Annotated in this window: 20 protein-coding genes and 1 pseudogene; 14 read left to right on the top strand and 7 right to left on the bottom strand. The window is 62.2% G+C overall.

Annotated elements, in window-relative coordinates; all coding sequences use genetic code 11:
* A partial coding sequence (locus tag ACV22W_RS32610) for an AAA-associated domain-containing protein (protein ID WP_196488536.1) occupies positions 1-370 on the top strand: 370 nt, incomplete at its 5' end.
* Between the two features lie 70 nt (positions 371-440).
* On the opposite strand, the gene ACV22W_RS32615 is transcribed toward ACV22W_RS32610, so the two are convergent.
* Positions 441-935: a hypothetical protein gene (locus ACV22W_RS32615; protein ID WP_448023612.1), complete on the bottom strand. Its 495-nt coding sequence runs from the start codon at positions 933-935 to the stop codon at positions 441-443.
* On the bottom strand, positions 932-1,483 hold the full coding sequence (locus tag ACV22W_RS32620; protein WP_448023614.1) for a hypothetical protein: 552 nt from the start codon (positions 1,481-1,483) through the stop codon (positions 932-934). The genes ACV22W_RS32615 and ACV22W_RS32620 overlap by 4 nt, the downstream gene beginning before the upstream one ends.
* Before the next feature lie 288 nt (positions 1,484-1,771).
* Here ACV22W_RS32620 and ACV22W_RS32625 point away from each other — a divergent pair, with 288 nt between their 5' ends.
* From ACV22W_RS32625 to ACV22W_RS32635, 3 genes are all read left to right on the top strand, one after another.
* On the top strand, positions 1,772-1,957 hold the full coding sequence (locus tag ACV22W_RS32625) for a hypothetical protein (RefSeq protein ID WP_448023616.1): 186 nt from the start codon (positions 1,772-1,774) through the stop codon (positions 1,955-1,957).
* A 150-nt stretch (positions 1,958-2,107) separates the two neighbouring features.
* Positions 2,108-3,529 (top strand): alpha,alpha-trehalose-phosphate synthase (UDP-forming), encoded by a 1,422-nt coding sequence (otsA, locus tag ACV22W_RS32630; protein WP_448023617.1) that lies wholly within the window; start codon positions 2,108-2,110, stop codon positions 3,527-3,529.
* Positions 3,522-4,100 carry an AAA family ATPase gene (locus ACV22W_RS32635; RefSeq protein WP_448023619.1) on the top strand — a complete coding sequence of 193 codons (579 nt, stop codon included), beginning with the start codon at positions 3,522-3,524 and terminating at the stop codon, positions 4,098-4,100. The genes otsA and ACV22W_RS32635 overlap by 8 nt, the downstream gene beginning before the upstream one ends.
* A 25-nt stretch (positions 4,101-4,125) precedes the next feature.
* Here the strand turns inward: ACV22W_RS32635 and ACV22W_RS32640 are convergent, their stop codons facing one another.
* Complete coding sequence (locus ACV22W_RS32640; protein ID WP_448023621.1) at positions 4,126-5,493, bottom strand: MFS transporter; 1,368 nt, start codon at positions 5,491-5,493, stop codon at positions 4,126-4,128.
* Positions 5,494-5,672: 179 nt separating this feature from the next.
* The gene (locus ACV22W_RS32645; RefSeq protein WP_448023622.1) at positions 5,673-6,053 is read right to left on the bottom strand and encodes a DUF5594 family protein; all 381 of its coding nucleotides are present in this window, start codon (positions 6,051-6,053) and stop codon (positions 5,673-5,675) included.
* Positions 6,054-6,170: 117 nt separating this feature from the next.
* Here ACV22W_RS32645 and ACV22W_RS32650 point away from each other — a divergent pair, with 117 nt between their 5' ends.
* The gene (locus tag ACV22W_RS32650; protein WP_448023624.1) at positions 6,171-6,572 is read left to right on the top strand and encodes a hypothetical protein; all 402 of its coding nucleotides are present in this window, start codon (positions 6,171-6,173) and stop codon (positions 6,570-6,572) included.
* A gap of 183 nt (positions 6,573-6,755) precedes the next feature.
* Here the strand turns inward: ACV22W_RS32650 and ACV22W_RS32655 are convergent, their stop codons facing one another.
* Positions 6,756-7,121 carry a hypothetical protein gene (locus tag ACV22W_RS32655; protein WP_448023625.1) on the bottom strand — a complete coding sequence of 122 codons (366 nt, stop codon included), beginning with the start codon at positions 7,119-7,121 and terminating at the stop codon, positions 6,756-6,758.
* 143 nt (positions 7,122-7,264) lie between these two features.
* Here ACV22W_RS32655 and eco point away from each other — a divergent pair, with 143 nt between their 5' ends.
* Entirely contained in the window at positions 7,265-7,765 is a 501-nt protein-coding gene (eco, locus tag ACV22W_RS32660; RefSeq protein ID WP_448023627.1) for a serine protease inhibitor ecotin, read from the top strand.
* A gap of 81 nt (positions 7,766-7,846) precedes the next feature.
* Here the strand turns inward: eco and ACV22W_RS32665 are convergent.
* A pseudogene (locus ACV22W_RS32665) lies at positions 7,847-8,084 on the bottom strand (TetR/AcrR family transcriptional regulator); the annotation flags it as partial.
* A 500-nt stretch (positions 8,085-8,584) separates the two neighbouring features.
* Here ACV22W_RS32665 and ACV22W_RS32670 point away from each other — a divergent pair.
* Both ACV22W_RS32670 and ACV22W_RS32675 read left to right on the top strand, forming a co-directional pair.
* Entirely contained in the window at positions 8,585-9,703 is a 1,119-nt protein-coding gene (locus ACV22W_RS32670; RefSeq protein ID WP_448023629.1) for a right-handed parallel beta-helix repeat-containing protein, read from the top strand.
* A gap of 952 nt (positions 9,704-10,655) precedes the next feature.
* Positions 10,656-11,789 carry a ParA family protein gene (locus tag ACV22W_RS32675; protein WP_448023631.1) on the top strand — a complete coding sequence of 378 codons (1,134 nt, stop codon included), beginning with the start codon at positions 10,656-10,658 and terminating at the stop codon, positions 11,787-11,789.
* A 121-nt stretch (positions 11,790-11,910) separates the two neighbouring features.
* Here the strand turns inward: ACV22W_RS32675 and ACV22W_RS32680 are convergent, their stop codons facing one another.
* Positions 11,911-12,486, bottom strand: coding sequence for a recombinase family protein (locus tag ACV22W_RS32680; RefSeq protein WP_448023633.1), 576 nt, complete (start codon positions 12,484-12,486; stop codon positions 11,911-11,913).
* A gap of 257 nt (positions 12,487-12,743) precedes the next feature.
* Between ACV22W_RS32680 and ACV22W_RS32685 the strand changes: the two genes are divergently transcribed.
* From ACV22W_RS32685 to ACV22W_RS32710, 6 genes are all read left to right on the top strand, one after another.
* Positions 12,744-15,413: a TrlF family AAA-like ATPase gene (locus ACV22W_RS32685; protein WP_448023635.1), complete on the top strand. Its 2,670-nt coding sequence runs from the start codon at positions 12,744-12,746 to the stop codon at positions 15,411-15,413.
* A 138-nt stretch (positions 15,414-15,551) separates the two neighbouring features.
* Positions 15,552-16,406, top strand: a complete 855-nt coding sequence (locus ACV22W_RS32690) for a hypothetical protein (protein ID WP_448023636.1) — start codon at positions 15,552-15,554, stop codon at positions 16,404-16,406.
* A gap of 102 nt (positions 16,407-16,508) precedes the next feature.
* Positions 16,509-16,772: a helix-turn-helix transcriptional regulator gene (locus ACV22W_RS32695; RefSeq protein WP_448023638.1), complete on the top strand. Its 264-nt coding sequence runs from the start codon at positions 16,509-16,511 to the stop codon at positions 16,770-16,772.
* On the top strand, positions 16,772-17,248 hold the full coding sequence (locus ACV22W_RS32700) for a hypothetical protein (protein WP_448023640.1): 477 nt from the start codon (positions 16,772-16,774) through the stop codon (positions 17,246-17,248). Before ACV22W_RS32695 ends, ACV22W_RS32700 begins: the two co-directional genes overlap by 1 nt.
* A 362-nt stretch (positions 17,249-17,610) precedes the next feature.
* Positions 17,611-17,787, top strand: coding sequence for a hypothetical protein (locus ACV22W_RS32705; RefSeq protein WP_017432173.1), 177 nt, complete (start codon positions 17,611-17,613; stop codon positions 17,785-17,787).
* Entirely contained in the window at positions 17,780-18,082 is a 303-nt protein-coding gene (locus ACV22W_RS32710) for a hypothetical protein (RefSeq protein ID WP_175981520.1), read from the top strand. Before ACV22W_RS32705 ends, ACV22W_RS32710 begins: the two co-directional genes overlap by 8 nt.
* The last annotated feature ends 29 nt before the right edge of the window (positions 18,083-18,111 follow it).

The raw sequence follows: 18,111 nt of genomic DNA on the forward strand, positions 1-18,111 counted from the left end.
GGTCGACGACCTGTTTCCGATCGCCGAAGTGTTGCAGTACCTCGGCTTCGCCGACGTGCGGGAAGGGGACGTGTTCCTGACGCCGCCGGGGCGCGTGTTCGCGGAATTCGGCACGCAGGAGCGCAAGCTGATGTTCGCGGATCACCTGCTGAAGCATGTGCCGCTCGCCGCGCGGATCAAGAAGGTGTTGAACGAGCGCCCCGGCCATCGCGCACCGCGCGTGCGCTTCGAGCAGGAACTGGAGGATTTCCTGTCGGACGGCGCGGCCGAGGAAACGCTCGACGCGGTGATCGACTGGGGCCGTTACGGCGAGATCTTCTCGTACAACGACCAGACCGAAATCTTCAGTCTCGAGGACGTCGAGTCCTGAGCCATCGCGCCGGGCCGCAGCGTCCGGCATCCGCATGCGCCGCGCTTGCCGGGCGCCGCGCATCGCATCGTTACTGCAGGTTGCCCCAGCGGTCGACGGCCGGTTCGGCCGACGCCCACTTCCAGTGCGTGCCTTGCTGGCACGCATTCGCGAAATACCAGTCGGCCTTGTCGCCGTCCTTCACCGAGAACGCAAATTCCTTGCACAGCGCGAGCGCCGTCGAGTACGCACGCGTGACGCGCACCTCGCCTTCGCCGTTTTCGAGCGGCAGCGTGTTCTTTATCTTCCACGGCTTCACTTCGCCGACTGCCAGGCTGCCCGCCGCCTTCGCGATCGCGTCCTGCTGGTTCTGATGGAGCTGCTTCATCGTGCGGTTGACGGCCTCGTCGGTCGCCGCCTGCACGGCGATCCCGACACCGACGCCCACGGCCGGGTTCGCGGTGACGAGGCCCGTCGCCGCACCGGCGAGCGCGCCGCTCGCCGCCCCGACCGAGCCGCAGCCCGACAGCGCGGCGCTGGCCACGCACAGCACGCCGATCGCCGCGATACGGATCGCGACGCTCATTGCAGCGCGCCCCAGCGTTCGGTCGCGGGTTCCGCCGACGCCCATTTCCATACGGGGCCGTCGCGGCAGATCGTGGCGACGTAGAACGCCGACTCGGCGGCCTTGTCGGCCTTCGCGGGCGTGTCGACCGCGAACACGATTTCCTTGCAGTCGAGCGGGCCGATGCTGATCATCCGGCTGACCGTCACGCGGCCCTGTTCGTCGTCCTCGATCGGGAACGAATGGTGCGTCGACCACGGCGCGACGCCGCCGACGTCGAGCGGGCCAGCCGCCTTCGCGATCTGTTCCTGCGTGTAGCGATGCGCGACGCGCTGCGTGTACTGGACGCCCGCACGTGCGCCGGCCACGGCGCCGAGGCCGATGCCCGTCGCGACGGCAGCATTGTTGGTGACCTTGGAAGCGATCGCGGCGCCCGCGATACCGGCGCCGGCGGTCGCGCCTTCGCTGTACAGCGAGTTGCAGCCGGACAGCAGTGCGGCCGTGGCGATCGCGGCCAGCACGATGCGCGCCGGCATGGCCCGACGCGGCGGTTCGAAACGAATGTTCATCCCTGAGTGCAAGTCCTGTCTGGGTGAGCGGCGACGCATGCGCGCCCCCATGTCGCGTCATTGTTTCGCAATCGTCATGGGAAAACTGCAAAGCTTTGACAAATCGCCAGGCGGCGGCTCGCGCGCGTGCGCGCGGCGGTATTGTCGGACAGTTGGATGAGTGGGGGTCGAAACGTTACAAATTGAAGGCAATTGTTACCGTGGCATGCGTGGAAGCCACCTAGACTGTTTTGTTATGGAATGTTTCTACGACGGCTCCGAGCCGCGTTGCATATGAGACACCCAGTCATGCGCCGTTCGAAACGGCTTGCTGCCCGGCCGCCCGATACAGGTGCCGAGCACCCGCGTCCGCAGACCGATGCGCCGGCCGGCGCGCCCGACGAGACGCCGTCCGACGGCGATCACAACCAGGGCGGCGCACGCCCGGAAGGGCTCGACTATCAACGCGACCTCGGCCAGGAGCAGGACGCTTGATGCCGTCGCCGTTGCATTCCACCGCCGCATTTCATTGCGCTCTTTGTTGCATCGCTCACATCTGAATCGCCGCGCGACCCCCTTCGGGCCGTCGCGTCTGCCTTGGCGCGCGCCGCGCGCCATCCAATCGAATCGAGGAGGGGAAGCCGCATGAGCAGATTGATCGTGGTATCGAACCGTGTCGCCGCCGGCGAGGACTCGCGCCCGAGCGCAGGCGGCCTCGCGGTCGGCGTGATGGACGCGCTGAAGGAAACCGGCGGCGTCTGGTTCGGCTGGAACGGCGAGATCGTCGGTACGCCCGACGCCGCACCGGCGATCCAGCGGGACGGCAACGTCACCTATGCGACGCTCGGGCTGACCCGGCGCGACTACGATCAGTACTACCGCGGCTTCTCGAACGCGACGCTGTGGCCGGTGTTCCACTACCGCGGCGATCTCGCGCGCTTCGACCGGCAGGAGTATGCCGGCTATTTGCGCGTGAACGCGATGCTCGCGAAGCAGCTCGCCGCGCTGCTGCGGCCCGACGACCTGATCTGGGTGCACGACTATCACCTGCTGCCGTTCGCGCATTGCCTGCGCGAACTCGGCGTGAAGAACCCGATCGGCTTCTTCCTGCACATTCCGTTTCCGTCGCCCGACATGCTGCGCGTCGTGCCGCCGCACGAGGAGCTCATGAAGTTCATGTGCGCGTACGACATCGCGGGTTTCCAGACCGATGCCGACAAGCAGGCGTTTACCGACTACATCGAGCGGCGCGGTATCGGCGCGGCGAGCGACGACGGGATGCTGCATGCGCACGGCCGTGTCGTGAAAGTCGCCGCCTATCCGATCGGCGTGCATCCGGATGCGATCGCCGAGGCAGCCGTCCAGTACGGTTCGCGCAAGCCGGTGAAGATGCTGCGCGATGCGCTCGCCGGCCGCAAGCTCGTGATGAGCGTCGACCGGCTGGACTATTCGAAGGGGCTCGTCGAACGCTTCCAGTCGTTCGAGCGGATGCTCGCCAACGCGCCGGGCTGGCACGGGCGCGTGTCGCTCGTGCAGATCGCGCCGCCGACGCGCTCCGACGTGCAGACCTACCAGCGCATTCGCGAAATGCTCGAAGGCGAGGCCGGCCGCATCAACGGTCGCTTCTCGCAGCTCGACTGGACGCCGATCCAGTACCTGAACCGCAAGTACGAGCGCAATCTGCTGATGGCGTTCTTCCGGATGTCGCAGGTCGGCTACGTGACGCCGTTGCGCGACGGGATGAATCTCGTCGCGAAGGAATACGTCGCGTCGCAGGATCCGGCCGACCCGGGCGTGCTCGTGCTGTCGGAGTTCGCGGGCGCGGCGGCCGAGCTGACCGGCGCGCTGCTCGTCAATCCTTACGACCTGTCGCAGATGGCCGACGCGCTCGAGCGCGCGCTGTCGATGCCGCTCGCCGAGCGGCAGGCGCGTCACGAAGAGAACCTCGCGTGCCTGCGCGAGAACAACCTGTCGGTCTGGCGCGACACGTTCGTCGCCGACCTGCGCAGCGTCGCGGCGGCCGCGTCGGTCACGCAGCGCGCGGGCCGGCGAGCCGTGCATGTCTGAGCGCATGGAGGAGGGCGGCGCGGAGGAGGTGTCCGCCCGCTTCTTCGTCGTCACGGGCGGCCCCGGCTCCGGCAAGAGCACGCTGCTCGATGCGCTCGAGCGCTGCGGTTTCGCGCGCTCGCACGAGGCCGGGCGTGGCGTGATCCGCGACCAGATGGCGATCGACGGCCCTGCGCTGCCCTGGCGCGACCGCGGCGCGTTCGCCGAGCTGATGCTGAACTGGGAAATGCGTTCGTACCATCTCGCACGAGGCGCGCGCGGGCCCGTGTTCTTCGACCGCGGCGTGCCGGACGTGATCGGCTACTTGCGTCTCACGGGCCTCGCGGTACCCGCGCATGCGGAGGCCGCGGCGCGGCGCTTCCGTTATCACCGGCGCGTGTTCATTGCGCCGCCGTGGCCCGACATCTACACGCAGGACACCGAGCGCCGGCAGGATTTCGCCGAGGCGGTGCGTACCTACGACGCGATGGTCGACTGCTATACGGCATACGGGTATCGGCTGATCGAGCTGCCGTGCGTGAGCGTGACGGCGCGCGTGCGCTTCGTGATGGACGCGCTCGACACCGCGTGACCGACGGGCGCCGCGCGCGGCGGCGTCAGGTCGTCGCGTCGGGGCGCGGCGACGCGATGCGCAGCATGCTGACCACCGCGGCGAGCGCCGCGAACACCGTCGCGACATAGAGCGCGATCGTCGGCCCGCGGTCGGGCGCCAGCCCGAAAATCAGCGCAACGAGCGCGGCTCCGAGCGTCTGGCCAGTCAGGCGTGCCGTGCTCAGCATCCCGCCCGCACCGCCGCTGCGCTCGCGCGGCGCCGACGACAGCATCGCTCGATTGTTCGGCGACTGGAACAGCCCGAAACCCGCGCCGCACAGCGCCATCCGCCACACGATGTCGACGGTGCCCGGATGCGCGCCGATCGTCGCGAGCGACAGCAGCCCGAGCGCGAACAGCGCGAGCCCGATTCCGCCGAGGATGCCGGCCGAGTAGCGATCCGACAGCACGCCGGCAAGCGGCGCGGCGAATACGATCACGAGCGGCCACGGCGTCATGTAGAGGCCGGTTTCGACCTGCGAGAACCCGAGCGAATGCTGCAGCCAGAACGGCAGCGCGACGAACGCGAGCATCTGCGACGTGAACGACGCAACCGACGTGCAGATCGACAGCGCGAACATCGGGATGCGCATCAGGTCGACCGGCAGCAGCGGCGCCGGCTGCGACAGCTGCCGCTTCACGAAGAAGTAGCCGACGGCGAACGCGATCGCCAGTTCGCCTGCGACGTACGCGTGGCTTTCGCCGTGACCGAGCCCGTCGACGGCCATGATGAGCAGGCCGAACACGCATGCGTTCATCAGCGCGCTCGGGAAGTCGTACGGCGCGTCGTGCAGCGGGTTGGCCGGCAGTGCCCGGAGGCTGCCGAACACCGCGGCGATGCCGATCGGCACGTTGACCGCGAACAGCCAGGGCCACGACGCGACCGACAGGATCGCCGATGCGACCGTCGGGCCGATCGCCGACGACAGCGCGACCACCATCGCGTTGATCGACAGTCCGCGCCCGAGCATCGACGACGGGTAGATCATCCGTACGAGCGCGGCGTTCACGCTCATGATGCCGGCTGCACCGAACCCCTGTATCACGCGCATCACGGCGAGCACGGGCAGCGAGCCGGCGAGCGCGCAGCCGAGCGACGCCGCGGTGAAGAGCGCAAGCCCGGCGATGTAGATGCGGCGATAGCCGACGCGTTCGCCGAGCGACGCGAGGGGCAGCAGCGTGATCGTGACCGCGAGCTGGTACGCGTTGACGATCCAGATCGATGCGGCATCGGACGCGTGCAGGTCGCGCGCGATCGTCGGCAGCGCGACGTTCGCGATGGCGCCGTCGAGCACGGCGAGCGTGATGCCCAGTGCGACGCAGACGATTGCCCAGTAGCGTTGCGGAAGCGGCAGGCCGGTATCGGCGTTCATGACGGGAGCGAAGGCGTTGTCCGCGTGCCCGGATGCCGGTTGCGTGCGCAACCATGCTCGCGGGTGGAGGCGGCGGTGAGCGACCCGGTCAGCCTGGCGGCGCCGGAGCGGGACCGGTCGAGTGTATCACCGGGCCGCGTCGAGCGACGCCGCCGCCGGCCGGCGGCCCGTGCGTGCACTCAGCCTTCGAAGTCGAGGCCGCCCAGCCGCACGAGCGGGTCGGCCTGCGTCCGCGACGCGAGATCGATGTCGCGCGCGACTTGCCATGCGCTCAGCTTTTTCGGCAGCGCGCTCAGATAGTGCTCGAATCGCGTCGACCCGTCGGGTGCCATCAGTCGTTCGATCTCGTCGGTGTCCCAGGTCAGCTCGAGGTTCAGCGGATGCGCGAAGCCGCTTACGTGCTCGTGCGGCGCGCTGCGGATCTGCACGCGCGTCGGTTGCCCGTGCCCGCCGTATGGGACGACGTCGGTCAGCACGTGATCGGCGAAGTAGGCGGCGATCGCCTGCGCAATGCGCGGCGCGAATTCGGTATCGAAACGGCGGGCGGTTTCGGGCTGCATGAAGGCGTCTCCTGTGTGCCGAAAATCGTAGCACGGCGGTGCCGCGTTTCGGTGTGCGTGATACGCGTAATGGCGCGTTACCACTTGCTGCATCTATTACGGCCGTGCGCAGCCACAATGCATCACATCGAATACCACTTCGCGTGGGAGTCCATCATGAAAAGAATTGCCGCAGTATGTGTCCTCGCCGGTTCGCTCGCCGTGGCAGGCCCGGCGTCCGCGCATGGCCGCGATGGGGGCGCCGTCATCGGCGCGCTGATCGGCGGCGCGGTGCTCGGCGCGATTGTGACATCCGCGATGAATCCGCCCGTCGCGTACCAGGCGCCGGTGTATCAGGCACCCGCTTACCAGCCGCCGACGTACTACCAGGCACCGGCTTACCAGCAGCCGGCTTATCCGACCTATCAGCAGGCGCAGTATCAGGACGACGGCCCGGACTATTGCTACGACCGCTATCAGCGACCGTACGTGTGCGGTGCGCCGGTGTCGGGCGGCTATGCGCGGCCGGCCGGGTGGTAAACCGGCACGCGTCTGACGAGTGGGCAGGTTCGGCGCTGCATCGCCGCCGTTGCCCGACTCCCGGCAGGGCGGACGACAAAAAGCCCTCGCAGTGATGCGAGGGCTTTCGTCTTTTGGCGGTCGTCTATCGGTTCGTTTCGGTCTCGTGTGAACTGTGTGCGGATACAAACGGTTGCAATTGCGTCAGTGGCGATGGCCGCCGCCGTTGCCTTGGCCGCCTCCGCTGCCGTCATTCCAGTCGGCGCGGCGTCCGTCGCCGCGGCCCCACCCGCCATGACGGGCACGCTCGCCGCGGTCCCAGCCGCCGCGGTCACGATTCCAGCCGTCGCGTCCGCGATCCCAGCCGCGGCGGTCGCGGTCCCAGTCGCGCCCGCCGCCACCGCCCCAGATGTTGACCGTGCCGTACACGGGCGACGGTGCGTAGGCCGGGCCGTACGCATAGCCCGGATCGGAATAGTAGGTCGGTCCGTAGCCGTATCCGGCGTCCGGCCCGACGACGCACCCGGCCAGCAGCGTGGCGACGCCGGCGGCGGCAATGAGCTTGAGCATGATGATCTCCGTTGGTTCCCCTATAAGTACCGCGCGCGGGGATTGCCGGCTGTTTGCAATTGTGTCGTCAAATTACAGCCTCGTAAGGTCGTGCGACGAAAGTGTTAGCATCGGGGCCTATTTTGTTTATCAGGAGCACATCGATGAAATTCGCGATCCGGGCCGTCCTGGCCGCCTGTTGCGTGACGACTGCCGCCGCCTGCGCGGCCGGGCCAGCATCGGCGCCCGCCGTGCCGGCTGAATCGATCAAGATGTTCCCGCAGCCGGCGGTGGGCCAGCAGCGCGCGGTGATCGCGCTGCCCGCGCTCGAGAACGAAGGCGACGCGCGCGTCGAGCTGATGATCGGCAAGACGCTGCAGACCGACTGCAACCAGCAATGGTTCGGCGGCGAGCTGACCGCCGAGGACGTGAAGGGCTGGGGCTATACGTACTACCGGCTGACCGACGTGAAGGGGCCGGCATCGACGCTGATGGCCTGCCCGGGCCAGGCGCCGCAGCAGCGCTTCGTGCAGGTGCGCGGTGACGGCCAGCTGTTGCGCTACAACAGCCGCCTGCCGCTCGTCGTGTACGTGCCGGACGGTTTCGACGTGCGCTACCGCGTGTGGCATGCGTCGAAGGACGTGCAGCACGCCGTCACGCAGTAACGCACCGACCGGCGCGGCCATGCGGGGCGCTTGCCACTGCACGGCCGCGTGGTCTTGCGGGTTTCTCTCCGGAGCCTGTCACTATCCGCCGCTCGCGTCCGCGAGGGCCGGCCATGCGGCCAGCGCGTTTGCGCGACCGCTTCCAGATCGCGACGTAGCGCGTCTGAATCGAAGTCCCCTGTTGCAGCGTCACGTAGAAGCGCGCGACCGCGTCGAAGTTCGAGTGCGCGGCGAGCTCGCCGATTACCACGCCTTCGCCAAGGCGCGCGCGTAACGCGGCGACCGTCTGCGCGTGTGTCCCGATTAGCGTTTGCCGGACCGCACGGATGGACGCAGGGGTTCGCGCACGATCTCGGCGCGTGCGGCATCTACGCAATCTACGGTGCATGTCGCTTGCGCTTGGCCCGTGTGCGATGGCATGTCGCATGTTGTCGTGATGACGCGGCGATGAATGGAAGAGGACAACGAACTATTTCACAGGTGCAATGCAGAATTCATTTACAAAGTGGTCAAGCGTACTTACGATGACGCCAGTTCGGGCTAGCGGAACTTCGTATGGGTACAGTCGATCGGGCGACGTTCGCCGCGCTCTGCCTTTGTCTTGCCGCATGTGGCGGCGGTGACGACAACGCTGCCGCAGGCTCGCAGACCGTTGCGGACACATCGACATCGCCCGTCGCACCTGCCGGTGCTGCATCCGGCACATCGGCTTCATCGACGAATTCAGGCAGCCCGGGGTCGACCGCCGGGGCGACCGGTGCGGCGTCCGGCGCGACGCCTTTGCCTTCCAACGGCAGCAAACCCGTTATCGTCGCGGATGTGACGGTCTCCCCGGCCGCCGACGGCAGCGACCAGGCCGACGCGTTGCAGAAGGCATTCGACAGCCTGCGTGCCGGCCAACGCCTGGTCATTGCACCGGGGCGCTACGTCGTCGGGCATTCGCTTGCCGTGACGGTGCCCCGGGCGGTGATTTCCGGATACGGCGCGACGCTGGCCGCCACGAATCCGGCCGACCAGACGATCGTGATGAGCGGTGCCGGTTCGACGCTCGTCGGCGTGACGCTGGCCGGCACCGGCACGACGCGGCTCACGACGCCCGAATCGACGAAAGTCGAGGTGACGGGCTCGGACGTTCAGGTGCTCGGCGTGACGATCCAGGGCGGCGCGAGCGCCGGGATCTTCGTGTTCGGCGGCAACGGTATCGCGATCGTGGGCAATACCGTGCGGGCGACGCTGGCCGACGGCATCCATACGACTTACGGTTCGGCCAACGTGCTGGTGCAGAACAATACGGTGGCCGGCACTGGGGACGATCTGATCGCCGTGGTCAGCTATCTCGGCGACGGCCGCCTGAGCAACAACGTGCTGATCGACCATAACGTGGTGTCGGGCAACGCGTGGGGGCGCGGCGTCACCGTCGTCGGCGGGCAGGCGGTAACGGTCTCGAACAATACGGTCGACGGCGTCGAGAAGGCGGCGGGGATTCTGGTCGCGCAGGAAGACAGCTGGAAAACCTACGGGTCTTCGAACGTCGTCATCAAGGGCAATACCGTCACCAACATCCAGAACGCGAACGTGAACAACGGGCTGCAACCGACGCAGCAGGGCGCGATCGAGCTGGATACGTGGTCGGGAACCGTGTCGGATGTCGCGGTGGCGGACAACCGCGTGTCGGGCTCGGGCTATGCGGGTTTCCGGGCGTACGGGAACGTGTGTTCGTTCAGTGTGACGGGCAACACGTTTTCGTCGATTGCCGGCTTGCCGGTCGGGCTGTTGACGAATGGTTGCGCCGCGAACCAGATCGTCGTCGATGCGAATCGGCTCGGGGACGGGAGCCTGCTGGCGCTGCCGGCCGGGGCGTCGCCGACGGGGACGTTTACCGTGACGGGCGCGAATGCAAGTCTGATGCCGCAGGTCAGGACGGGGTTGATGCAGTGACGGTGCGATGAGGCCGGAACGCGGGTGGGCGCCGTGTGGCAAAGCCCGACATGGTCGGTCTCGGCCGAGCGGGCGATGAGGCGAGAACGTGCACGAGCCGGCGCCCGGACGCGGTGAATACGGGCGACGCGGGTTTCAGGCCAGGGGCGGAAACTCGGGAAATTGCTGGTCCCCCGACAGAATTCATATCTCTAGGCTAGAAATGGGTTTGGGGTTTAGAGCTTCAAAAGATACCAACGAAAATACCAACAGGCGTCTAAGCGTGGCGCCGATCGAGGCCGCCGCCTTGATCTGTTGTTTGCATACCGACGGAAACAGAAAATCTTTGGAGATTTGGAGACAAGTGCTCGTTTCGGCTTGTCGGCCTTGTCTGGCAAGGCAGAGGTTGTCTCCAAGTGTATCTCCAGAACACTCATTATCTTGGAGATAACTTTGGAGATAGCGGGGAAACGCTTGCTCGTGACTTCGAGCGTTGCGCCGCTGTCTGGGACGCTGCGCGCAAAGAATTTCCCCGCGCCACCACATCCCGGTCGCCATCTGAGTATCGCCACTGCGAGGCGAGAGCATCGTTAGCGTGTGCTTGTTGTCGAAGCTGAGTGCTTACATGCGTCTGTGCCACCGATCGACGACAAAGTCGCCACTCGCTGGACTGTATGTGTCTGCCTAGCAATCGAGCCGACGTTTGGACGGTCTTCTAGTCAGATAGCTGCGTTGGAATTGTGCGTCGTAGCTATAATCGGGCGAGCCGAGCATGTGTTGCGGTAATTTATGTAATGAACGGGCCGCAGCGCACCATGCAGACAGGCCGTCTGCTTGGAGTGACGTTGAGTGGCGTGAATTTCAGAAAACGATACTCCTGACTTTGCTTGCTGAGCTTTGTGCTGGAATGGTTGAATTATCCTTTTGTATTTTTGCGTGTCGCTTGCAACTACTACTAACTTAGGGGTTAATCGTGAGCAGCTATGTTGTTTGGGCTAACAAGGGTGGGATTGGTAAATCCACGATGACATTTCAGCTTGCGTGTGCAGCTGCACACGCCAATCCTGATAAAAAGGTTTTCGTAATCGATTTGAGTCCGCAGTGCGATGTGTCGCGAATGGTGCTGGGGGGAGGGCATTTCGGAGGTGAGAACAAAATTCTCGCCACAATGCAAGCTAATCCGCGTAAAACGATCCAGTCGTATCTTCTCGATTGTTTGAATGATGTGCCGTCAGGTATTGGTTGGCCTGACCCTAAAAAGTACATCATCAAACCCAATTCCGTGCGCGACCCCAATGCGCAACATCTGCCAGATAATCTTCGGCTGCTTTGTGGTGACTTCGACTTGGAGCGCACAATTCAGCTTATAGATCAGCTTCCGCAACCACCTCGGCGCACCGGGCGCGCGCCGACCGGCCCAGAATATTCTACTTATCTTTTGACGCGATCTTTTCTGCGACATGCTGTTCAAGTGCTTGATCCCAGAGGTCGAAATATAATTTTCATTGATACTGACCCGTACTTCAACGTCATCACAACTCAGATGGGCCTCGTGGCGGCCGATAGCTGGATCTCGGCGTATTCGCCAAGTTCGCAAGCCAGCCAGTTTGCCGTGCTTCGTAGTATAGAATTTATGTTTGATCCATTGTCGGGGTTGCGTCGTTTCATTAGTGATGAGCGTGCCCGTTTTCCAAATCCTTGGTTTGATAATCGAGGCAATGCTTTGACCGCTCCGGCAGTAGCGGTTTCCTCTCCATTTCTTCTCTTGGCGAATATGGCGAATCCTTACCGGCGCAGTGGCAACCAGCGCTATACGGATCCGCAGCGATTACACCAACAGACGATTGATAAAATGAAGGCGGATGCAGGCTCTGAGGCGAGTTTGTATGGTATTTCGGATTTTTCTCATTATGAGCATATGTGGGACATTCGGCGGCTTGGATTAATATGTGACTATAATGGGATTGAGCTTGATTCGTTGCAGTTGGGAGGTAATTACTCTGAACCTGGGTCAGTGAGGAATTATCACTTGAGTGCGACGGGTGGGACGCCAGTTCAATTAGATGGTTATCAGCGCCGTCTCACGGCTATTGCTGCGCTGCTCTAAGGACGTGGTGATAATTCTCATTCGGTAAGTGGGTCGGCAATTGTAGCTGCAGTTGCCGATTTGCATAAATGAATTCGTTCCATAAATAAAGGAGCGGGCTGCATTTATTCATTTTTGAGTATTATGATGCATTGCGTATTCGCATGATCGTTTGTCGACTGGTCCCATACTGTTTCGCAATGCCGGCCACTGTCACTCCATCGTCCAATAGTTTCCGTACTTCGCTCTGCTGTTGGTTGGTTAGGGCGGATGGCCGGCCCATAGCTTTACCTTCTGCTTTCGCTCTTGCGATTCCGGCTTGAGTTCGCTCTATCAATAGATCACGTTCAAATTCGGCAACCGCATTTAATACCTGCATTGTCATTCGGCCGGCCGCGCTGGTTAGATCGACACCACCGAGCGCGAGACAATGAATCCGGATGCCGCGGTCTGCGAGAGCTTCAACGGTTGCTCGCACGTCTATCGCGTTCCGGCCAAGTCGGTCGAGCTTCGTGACGATTAATACATCGCCTTCTTCCATCTTGAGAAGCAGTTCTGCAAACCCCGGTCGCTGGTTGGCACTAACGCTACCCGAAATGCTCTCGGTAACAACCCGGCGCTTGTCGACCGTGAAGCCGGACGCTTCGATCTCACGAATTTGGTTGGCTGGCGTCTGATCGGCCGTGCTGACACGGGCATATGCAAAAGTTCGAGACATGTTGCGTTCTTGGTGTGTTCGAAAAGGATGTCCGAATTGTAATCTATGTACGAAAGGCTTGATGCCTAATTTACGGACATGCCCGTGCACCGCTGTCCGAAAGGGTTCGATTTCGGACATCCACGGCGATGTGCGAGTCGGCTCGAATGTCTCGGTGAAGTTGTCACTGTGGAGCGGTGAGCGTTCTTTCGGCTATTGTTCTTTCGGGGACGCGCGGTGACAGGATGCGCGTGACAATTTCTAGGAGGGCGGGGAACGTGAGCTATAGCGAGATACTTGCTTTGCCGGCGGGGGCGAGGTTCTTCAAATGCGCGCTGCAGGTCAATCCATATGAGTATGTGGTGCGGCATAGTAAGCAAGGTGACATCACGAACGAAGCCGACTACAACGCAGCGATCGTTGCGGCTTGCAAAGCTAATAACGTCGACGTCGTTGGCGTTGCCGACCACTATCGGATCAAGCCGGCGCAATCATTGATTGACGCGCTGTGTGCGGCAGGGATTGTTGTATTTCCCGGCTTCGAGGCCGTAACGAAAGATGGCGTGCATTTCCTGCTGCTATTCGATCCCCTGACTTCCGTCGATACCGTGCAGGGCTACATTCATGCATGCGGAATTCATGGGGCCTTCACTGGTTCTCCAACCGGCGATAAGGATGCTCGTGAACTCCTCGATGCTGCCCGAGGGTGGCGAGCACAAGTAATTGCCGCGCATAGTACCCAGAACGGGGGGCTATTCAAGGTACTGTCTGGCGAGCCCCGCATAAAAGTATTCACACATTCGTGGCTGAACGCCTGTGCGTTGCCTGCGGCACGTGCTTCGGTGCCAGATGTCGATGTGCGCCGAATACTCGAAAACAAGGATCCTGCGTATAAGCGTGAGCGCGAGGTCGCGGTTGTCAATGCTGCTGACGTAAGTGGCCCAGCTGCGCTCGGACAGCCCTCCTCGACGACTTTTATTCGAATGGCTTCGCCGACCATCGAAGGCTTACGTCATGCATTTCTCGACCATGAGTCGCGTATTCGGCTGAACACTGATCCCGCGCCTGACAACCATCCGGAAATACTAGGCATGGAGATCGAGAGTGAGCGCTTTTTAAAGGGACTCAAGGTTCGATTCAATGAAGGGTTGAATGTGCTGATAGGCGGGCGTGGAGCAGGGAAGTCGGCGCTGATCGAATGCATCCGGTATGTGCTCGGCGTAAGCCCACTCGGGACGGAGGCTGCAAAGGCGCATGCGTCAATTATTGACAAGGTCGCATGCAGCGGTACAAAAATTGTGCTTCATGTTCAGACCTACAAACCTGACACCCGACGATATCGAATTGAGCGCGCGGTGTCGCACGGGGGCGTTAAGATCTTCGATGAAGACGACATCGAAACCTCGTTGAACGTTCACGATCTCTTGGGGATGGTGAGCGTATACGGGCAAAGTGAGCTTGCCGAGTTGGCGCGCGACCAGACGAAGCTCACCGAGTTGCTGAGTCGCTTCGTCGAAAGCGCCGATGTCGAAGACGATGAGCTGGCGGCTGTTGCTGCTAGCCTTTTGGATTCGCGCACACGTCTGAACGAAATCGCTGCAGAGATCGAATCGCTACGCGATAGACAAGCGCCTCTTGCTGGCACGCTGGTCACGCTCGAGCGGTACAAGGATTCGGGAGTTGAAGACCGCCTCGCGGAGCAGTCTGCTGTTGTGAAATCGGAAGGACTCGTCGCGCTGGCAAGCGAACGTCTTCAGCCGGTTCGAGACCTTATCGAGTCACTGAAACGCGAAGTTCCTATCCCGAAAGGGGAGTTCGCTGGTGAGAGCTTGCTCGAAGCTGCCGAGCCGATTGCACTCGGCTTGCTCCATTCGACTCTGACGGAGTTTGACGATGCCATTAGTGCCACCGTTGAAAAAATTGAAGCGGCCTTGGCGGCTGCCAGCGCGCAGATAAGCGGGGTTGTTACCGCTGTCGCGGCCGAGAAGGAGCGCGTCGCTGCTCAATTCGAAGCTACGCTGAGAGAGCTTCAGAAGGAGAAAGTGGACGGCGCAGAGTTTATTCGGCTGCGCGAGCAGGTTACGAGGTTGGAGCCAATCTCGGGGCAAATTGAACGGCTCCAACAGCAGGCCGCTACGCTTCGTGGTGCGCGCGATGTCGATCTCGTACGCTGGCGCGAGCTTACTGATCAAAAATTGACGCGTCTAGAAGGCACCGCGAAGCGTGTTTCGAAAGCGCTGGAAGACGGACTGCGGGTCACGGTAGTTCGCGGCGAGGACAGACGGAGTCTGTCCTCGCTCGTTCGAACGCTTGGCGGCCGTATGCACGAAGCCGTAGCCGCGTTGGAGGCTGCCCCAAATCTAGACATCGGGCGGCTTGCCGCAGTTTGCCGTAGTGGCTCCGACGTGCTCATGTGCGAATACGATATTCCCGAATTGCAGGCCGAGAGGATATGTGCGGCTGGCGAAAACTTCTTCATGACGCTGGAGCAGATCGATCTACAGCCGATAACGCGTATCGAATTCAACATCGCGCCACCACGGGCACCGGCCCAATGGAAAGAGTTGGGCGACCTCTCAGTCGGACAGAAGGCAACTGCATTGTTGTATCTGTTGATGTTCGATTCTGACGGCCCTCTCATTCTTGATCAACCAGAGGACAATTTGGATAACCGCTTCGTCTCCAAGGCAGTAGTGCCAAGGGTGCGGGACGAAAAACGACGGCGCCAGCTCATTTTCGCTACACACAATGCAAATATCCCGGTGCTGGGGGATGCTGAGCAGATTATCGCAATAGATGCAGATGGCGAGGCGGAGCGCGGTCGGATTCGGTTGGAGCCAGACTATATGGGGTCGATCGACTCGTTGCCGATTGCGACACAGTTGAGAGAGATATTGGAAGGTGGGCGTGCAGCGTTTGAGGATCGTCGCGTTCGATACGGATTCTAGTATCAAGCGGCAGGGTAACTCATACCACGCTGCATGCGAAAATGTAGCCTGCCGAGCCTAGGGCGGCCACCCGAAGACCGGACACCTTCACCGGCTGGCTTGGCGTTCTTCATGAAGGGCGCATATGAAGGATGCGCAGTGGATCAGATCTATAGTTCATGGGTGCCCGACGCAGTCCGGCAGGAGTGCGATCGTGTCTGTCGCCAAGGTTCGCCGTATTCAGCGTTAGAGATTCAAGCTGCCACGCGGTTGGTCAGCGACAGCAGAATGTCTGATTTTTACGGTTCTACGCGTCTCAATTGGTCGCGGGGGCGGAACGTCGACATTGCTTGGCGGCTATGGTTTCAGGTCGCGCTCTCCGCGATCGGTGTCGACGAAACAGGGCTGCGCGAAGCTACCGAGCGGCAAAGGCAAAACGTTTCGCGCCTCGCTCAGATACTCGGCGAAGCTAGACATCTGCTCATGGAGATTGAGCAGGAACAGGAACACGCTCCCGTTTCGATACCTCTTGAATTCACGGACATCCTGTATTTGATCGAGGCGGCAGCTACCCGAGGAGAGATTGTCGATCCGTATGATCGAGCGCGCTATGAGCAAAGTGCCCGTCCGTGCCTCGATGAAATATTCCGATTTAGCTCCAGCGCAGCGTGTTTCATCCCGTCGGTACCACACGTTTTGGCGGCGCTCGAACGTGTCGCAGCTGACTTGAATCGAGAGATGGAAAATCGCCAGACTATCCCGTGGAGCGGAACCCACAGTGCCGATTGGCTTGCGTCGCAAAAGGAGGGGGGCGAGATTCGCACCTACGTGCGTACGGTCGATCGAAACATGTGGGAGGTAAGGTGGGAATATACAGATGCGAATGGGGAAGAATGTTGGCGACTTCCCGATACGATGCTAGCGCTCCAGTGCAAAGTAGCTTTGGGGTTGCCCGATCTAGAGGGCTTCGTTGATCGCGTACGGAAAGGGCGGATTAAGCCGGAAGATTTGTAGTCGAGGTTGAGAAAATACCTTCCGTTCTTCAAGCGGTCGAAAATAATTACGATTGCTCCCAATCTTTGCCAATGGTGGCCTAGATTTGCTTAGGGAGCAAAAATGCAAGGCAAGAACGCATATACGCTACAAACCCCGGACGGACTGCCACTTGACGGCTTCTCGCGCTGGGAAAATCTGCGTCGCTTCATCCCGTTGTCTCGCGAAACTGTCCGCCAACGCGAGCTGGAGGGCCGCTTTCCGCGCGCAAGTCGTCTGACGCAGCGTTGCACTGTCTGGCCGAATCGTGAGATCCATCGTTGGATGGCTGATCCGCTGAACTATCGTTCCGCTGACGCGGTCCGCCCAGCGGGGGAGGGCGCGTAATGGCAATCAGCGTGACAAGGGCCGCACGCGTGTTGGTGCCGCCGACTGCTCGTACGTGTCGCATGTGGCTTGATGCATGCACCGAATTTGATGACGCTCGTGAGATGTGCAGCAATGTTGAATTGCTTGGCAAGGCTGCGCACCTGGAGCGCATGTCGGCGGCCCTCTGGGGACATGGCGACCGCTCGTGCTGCGCCTCAGCTATTCAAGCAATGCACATTGCAAGGCTAATCGTCGCTCAGGACAAGCCGCCAGCGGTACCTCGCGCGGTATTGGCGAGCGAACTACAAGGGGCGGTTCTCGATGTTGGCGATGCACTGGATCGCGCCGGCCGCTCGTATTCCGATCCGGTGGTGCGGCAGGTCGACGTTCTCACAGAGCTGCTTTGGTCGCGTGGTGATGACAAGCACGCGCGCGCCGCCGTCCGTTTGCAACGCATCGCGGTAACTCTGATTCAGAGCGGGGTAAATGTATGACCCCAACGCTTTGCCAAAGTCACTTTGCCGCGATGAAGGGGGCGGGGCGTCGGCCACGCTGCTGTCTCCAGTTCCCCTTTCCTCGATTTGCGCATCGTGGCCGGGCGCAGTATCCTGTGAGTGTCGCTGAAACAGCAGCGGCCCGGGATTTGCAGCCCGGAAAATGTCGGCGGACGGCCGCCAATGAGCGGCTTTTTTACGTCCGTGTGCCTTTGCACGCCTTTTTCAATGGGTGGGCGATGGTGGGGAGGCTTCGGCCTGCCGGTGCCGACGTTCCGGTCTGCAAACCCTGCTATTCGCCCGCCCACCCCAATTTGCAGTGGGGCGCGGGCTTCCGAAACGCTAACGTCGGAGGTCGCATCTTGCGCCAGTCCACGCACGCCCGTACCGGGCAGCAATCCCACCTCATTCAATCCATCGTCCGCGCAGCACTGCGCGACGCGGCAACCGCCAGCACGTATCAAGACGCGCTCGACGCGACCGGCGCGGCACTTGCCGCGATCGCAGCGCTCGTCCGTGCGGAGGTGCGTCATGGCTGAGCTGCGCTGCAAGATTGGCGATTTGGCGATCGTCACGAAGTGCGATGCTCGCTCGCGTATCGGCATGCTGGTTGAGGTGGCATCGGCGCGTCCGACGCCCGATCACGATTGGCGCGTGCGGATCTTGGGCGGCCCTGTCTCGGGGCGTAGCGTCTGCGGTCGCCGGTCTGGCGACTTCACGCATGCGGCCGTCTTTGACTGGAACCTCACGCCGATTCGCGGCGAAGCGGAGCTGGATTGCGCGATCGACGTCGGGCAACTCCTCGCGTCGATTCTGGAGGTGCGCCATGTCTAAATACCGCGTGCCGAACGAAGTCACGATGA

This window comes from Burkholderia sp. AW49-1 (assembly GCF_053427845.1).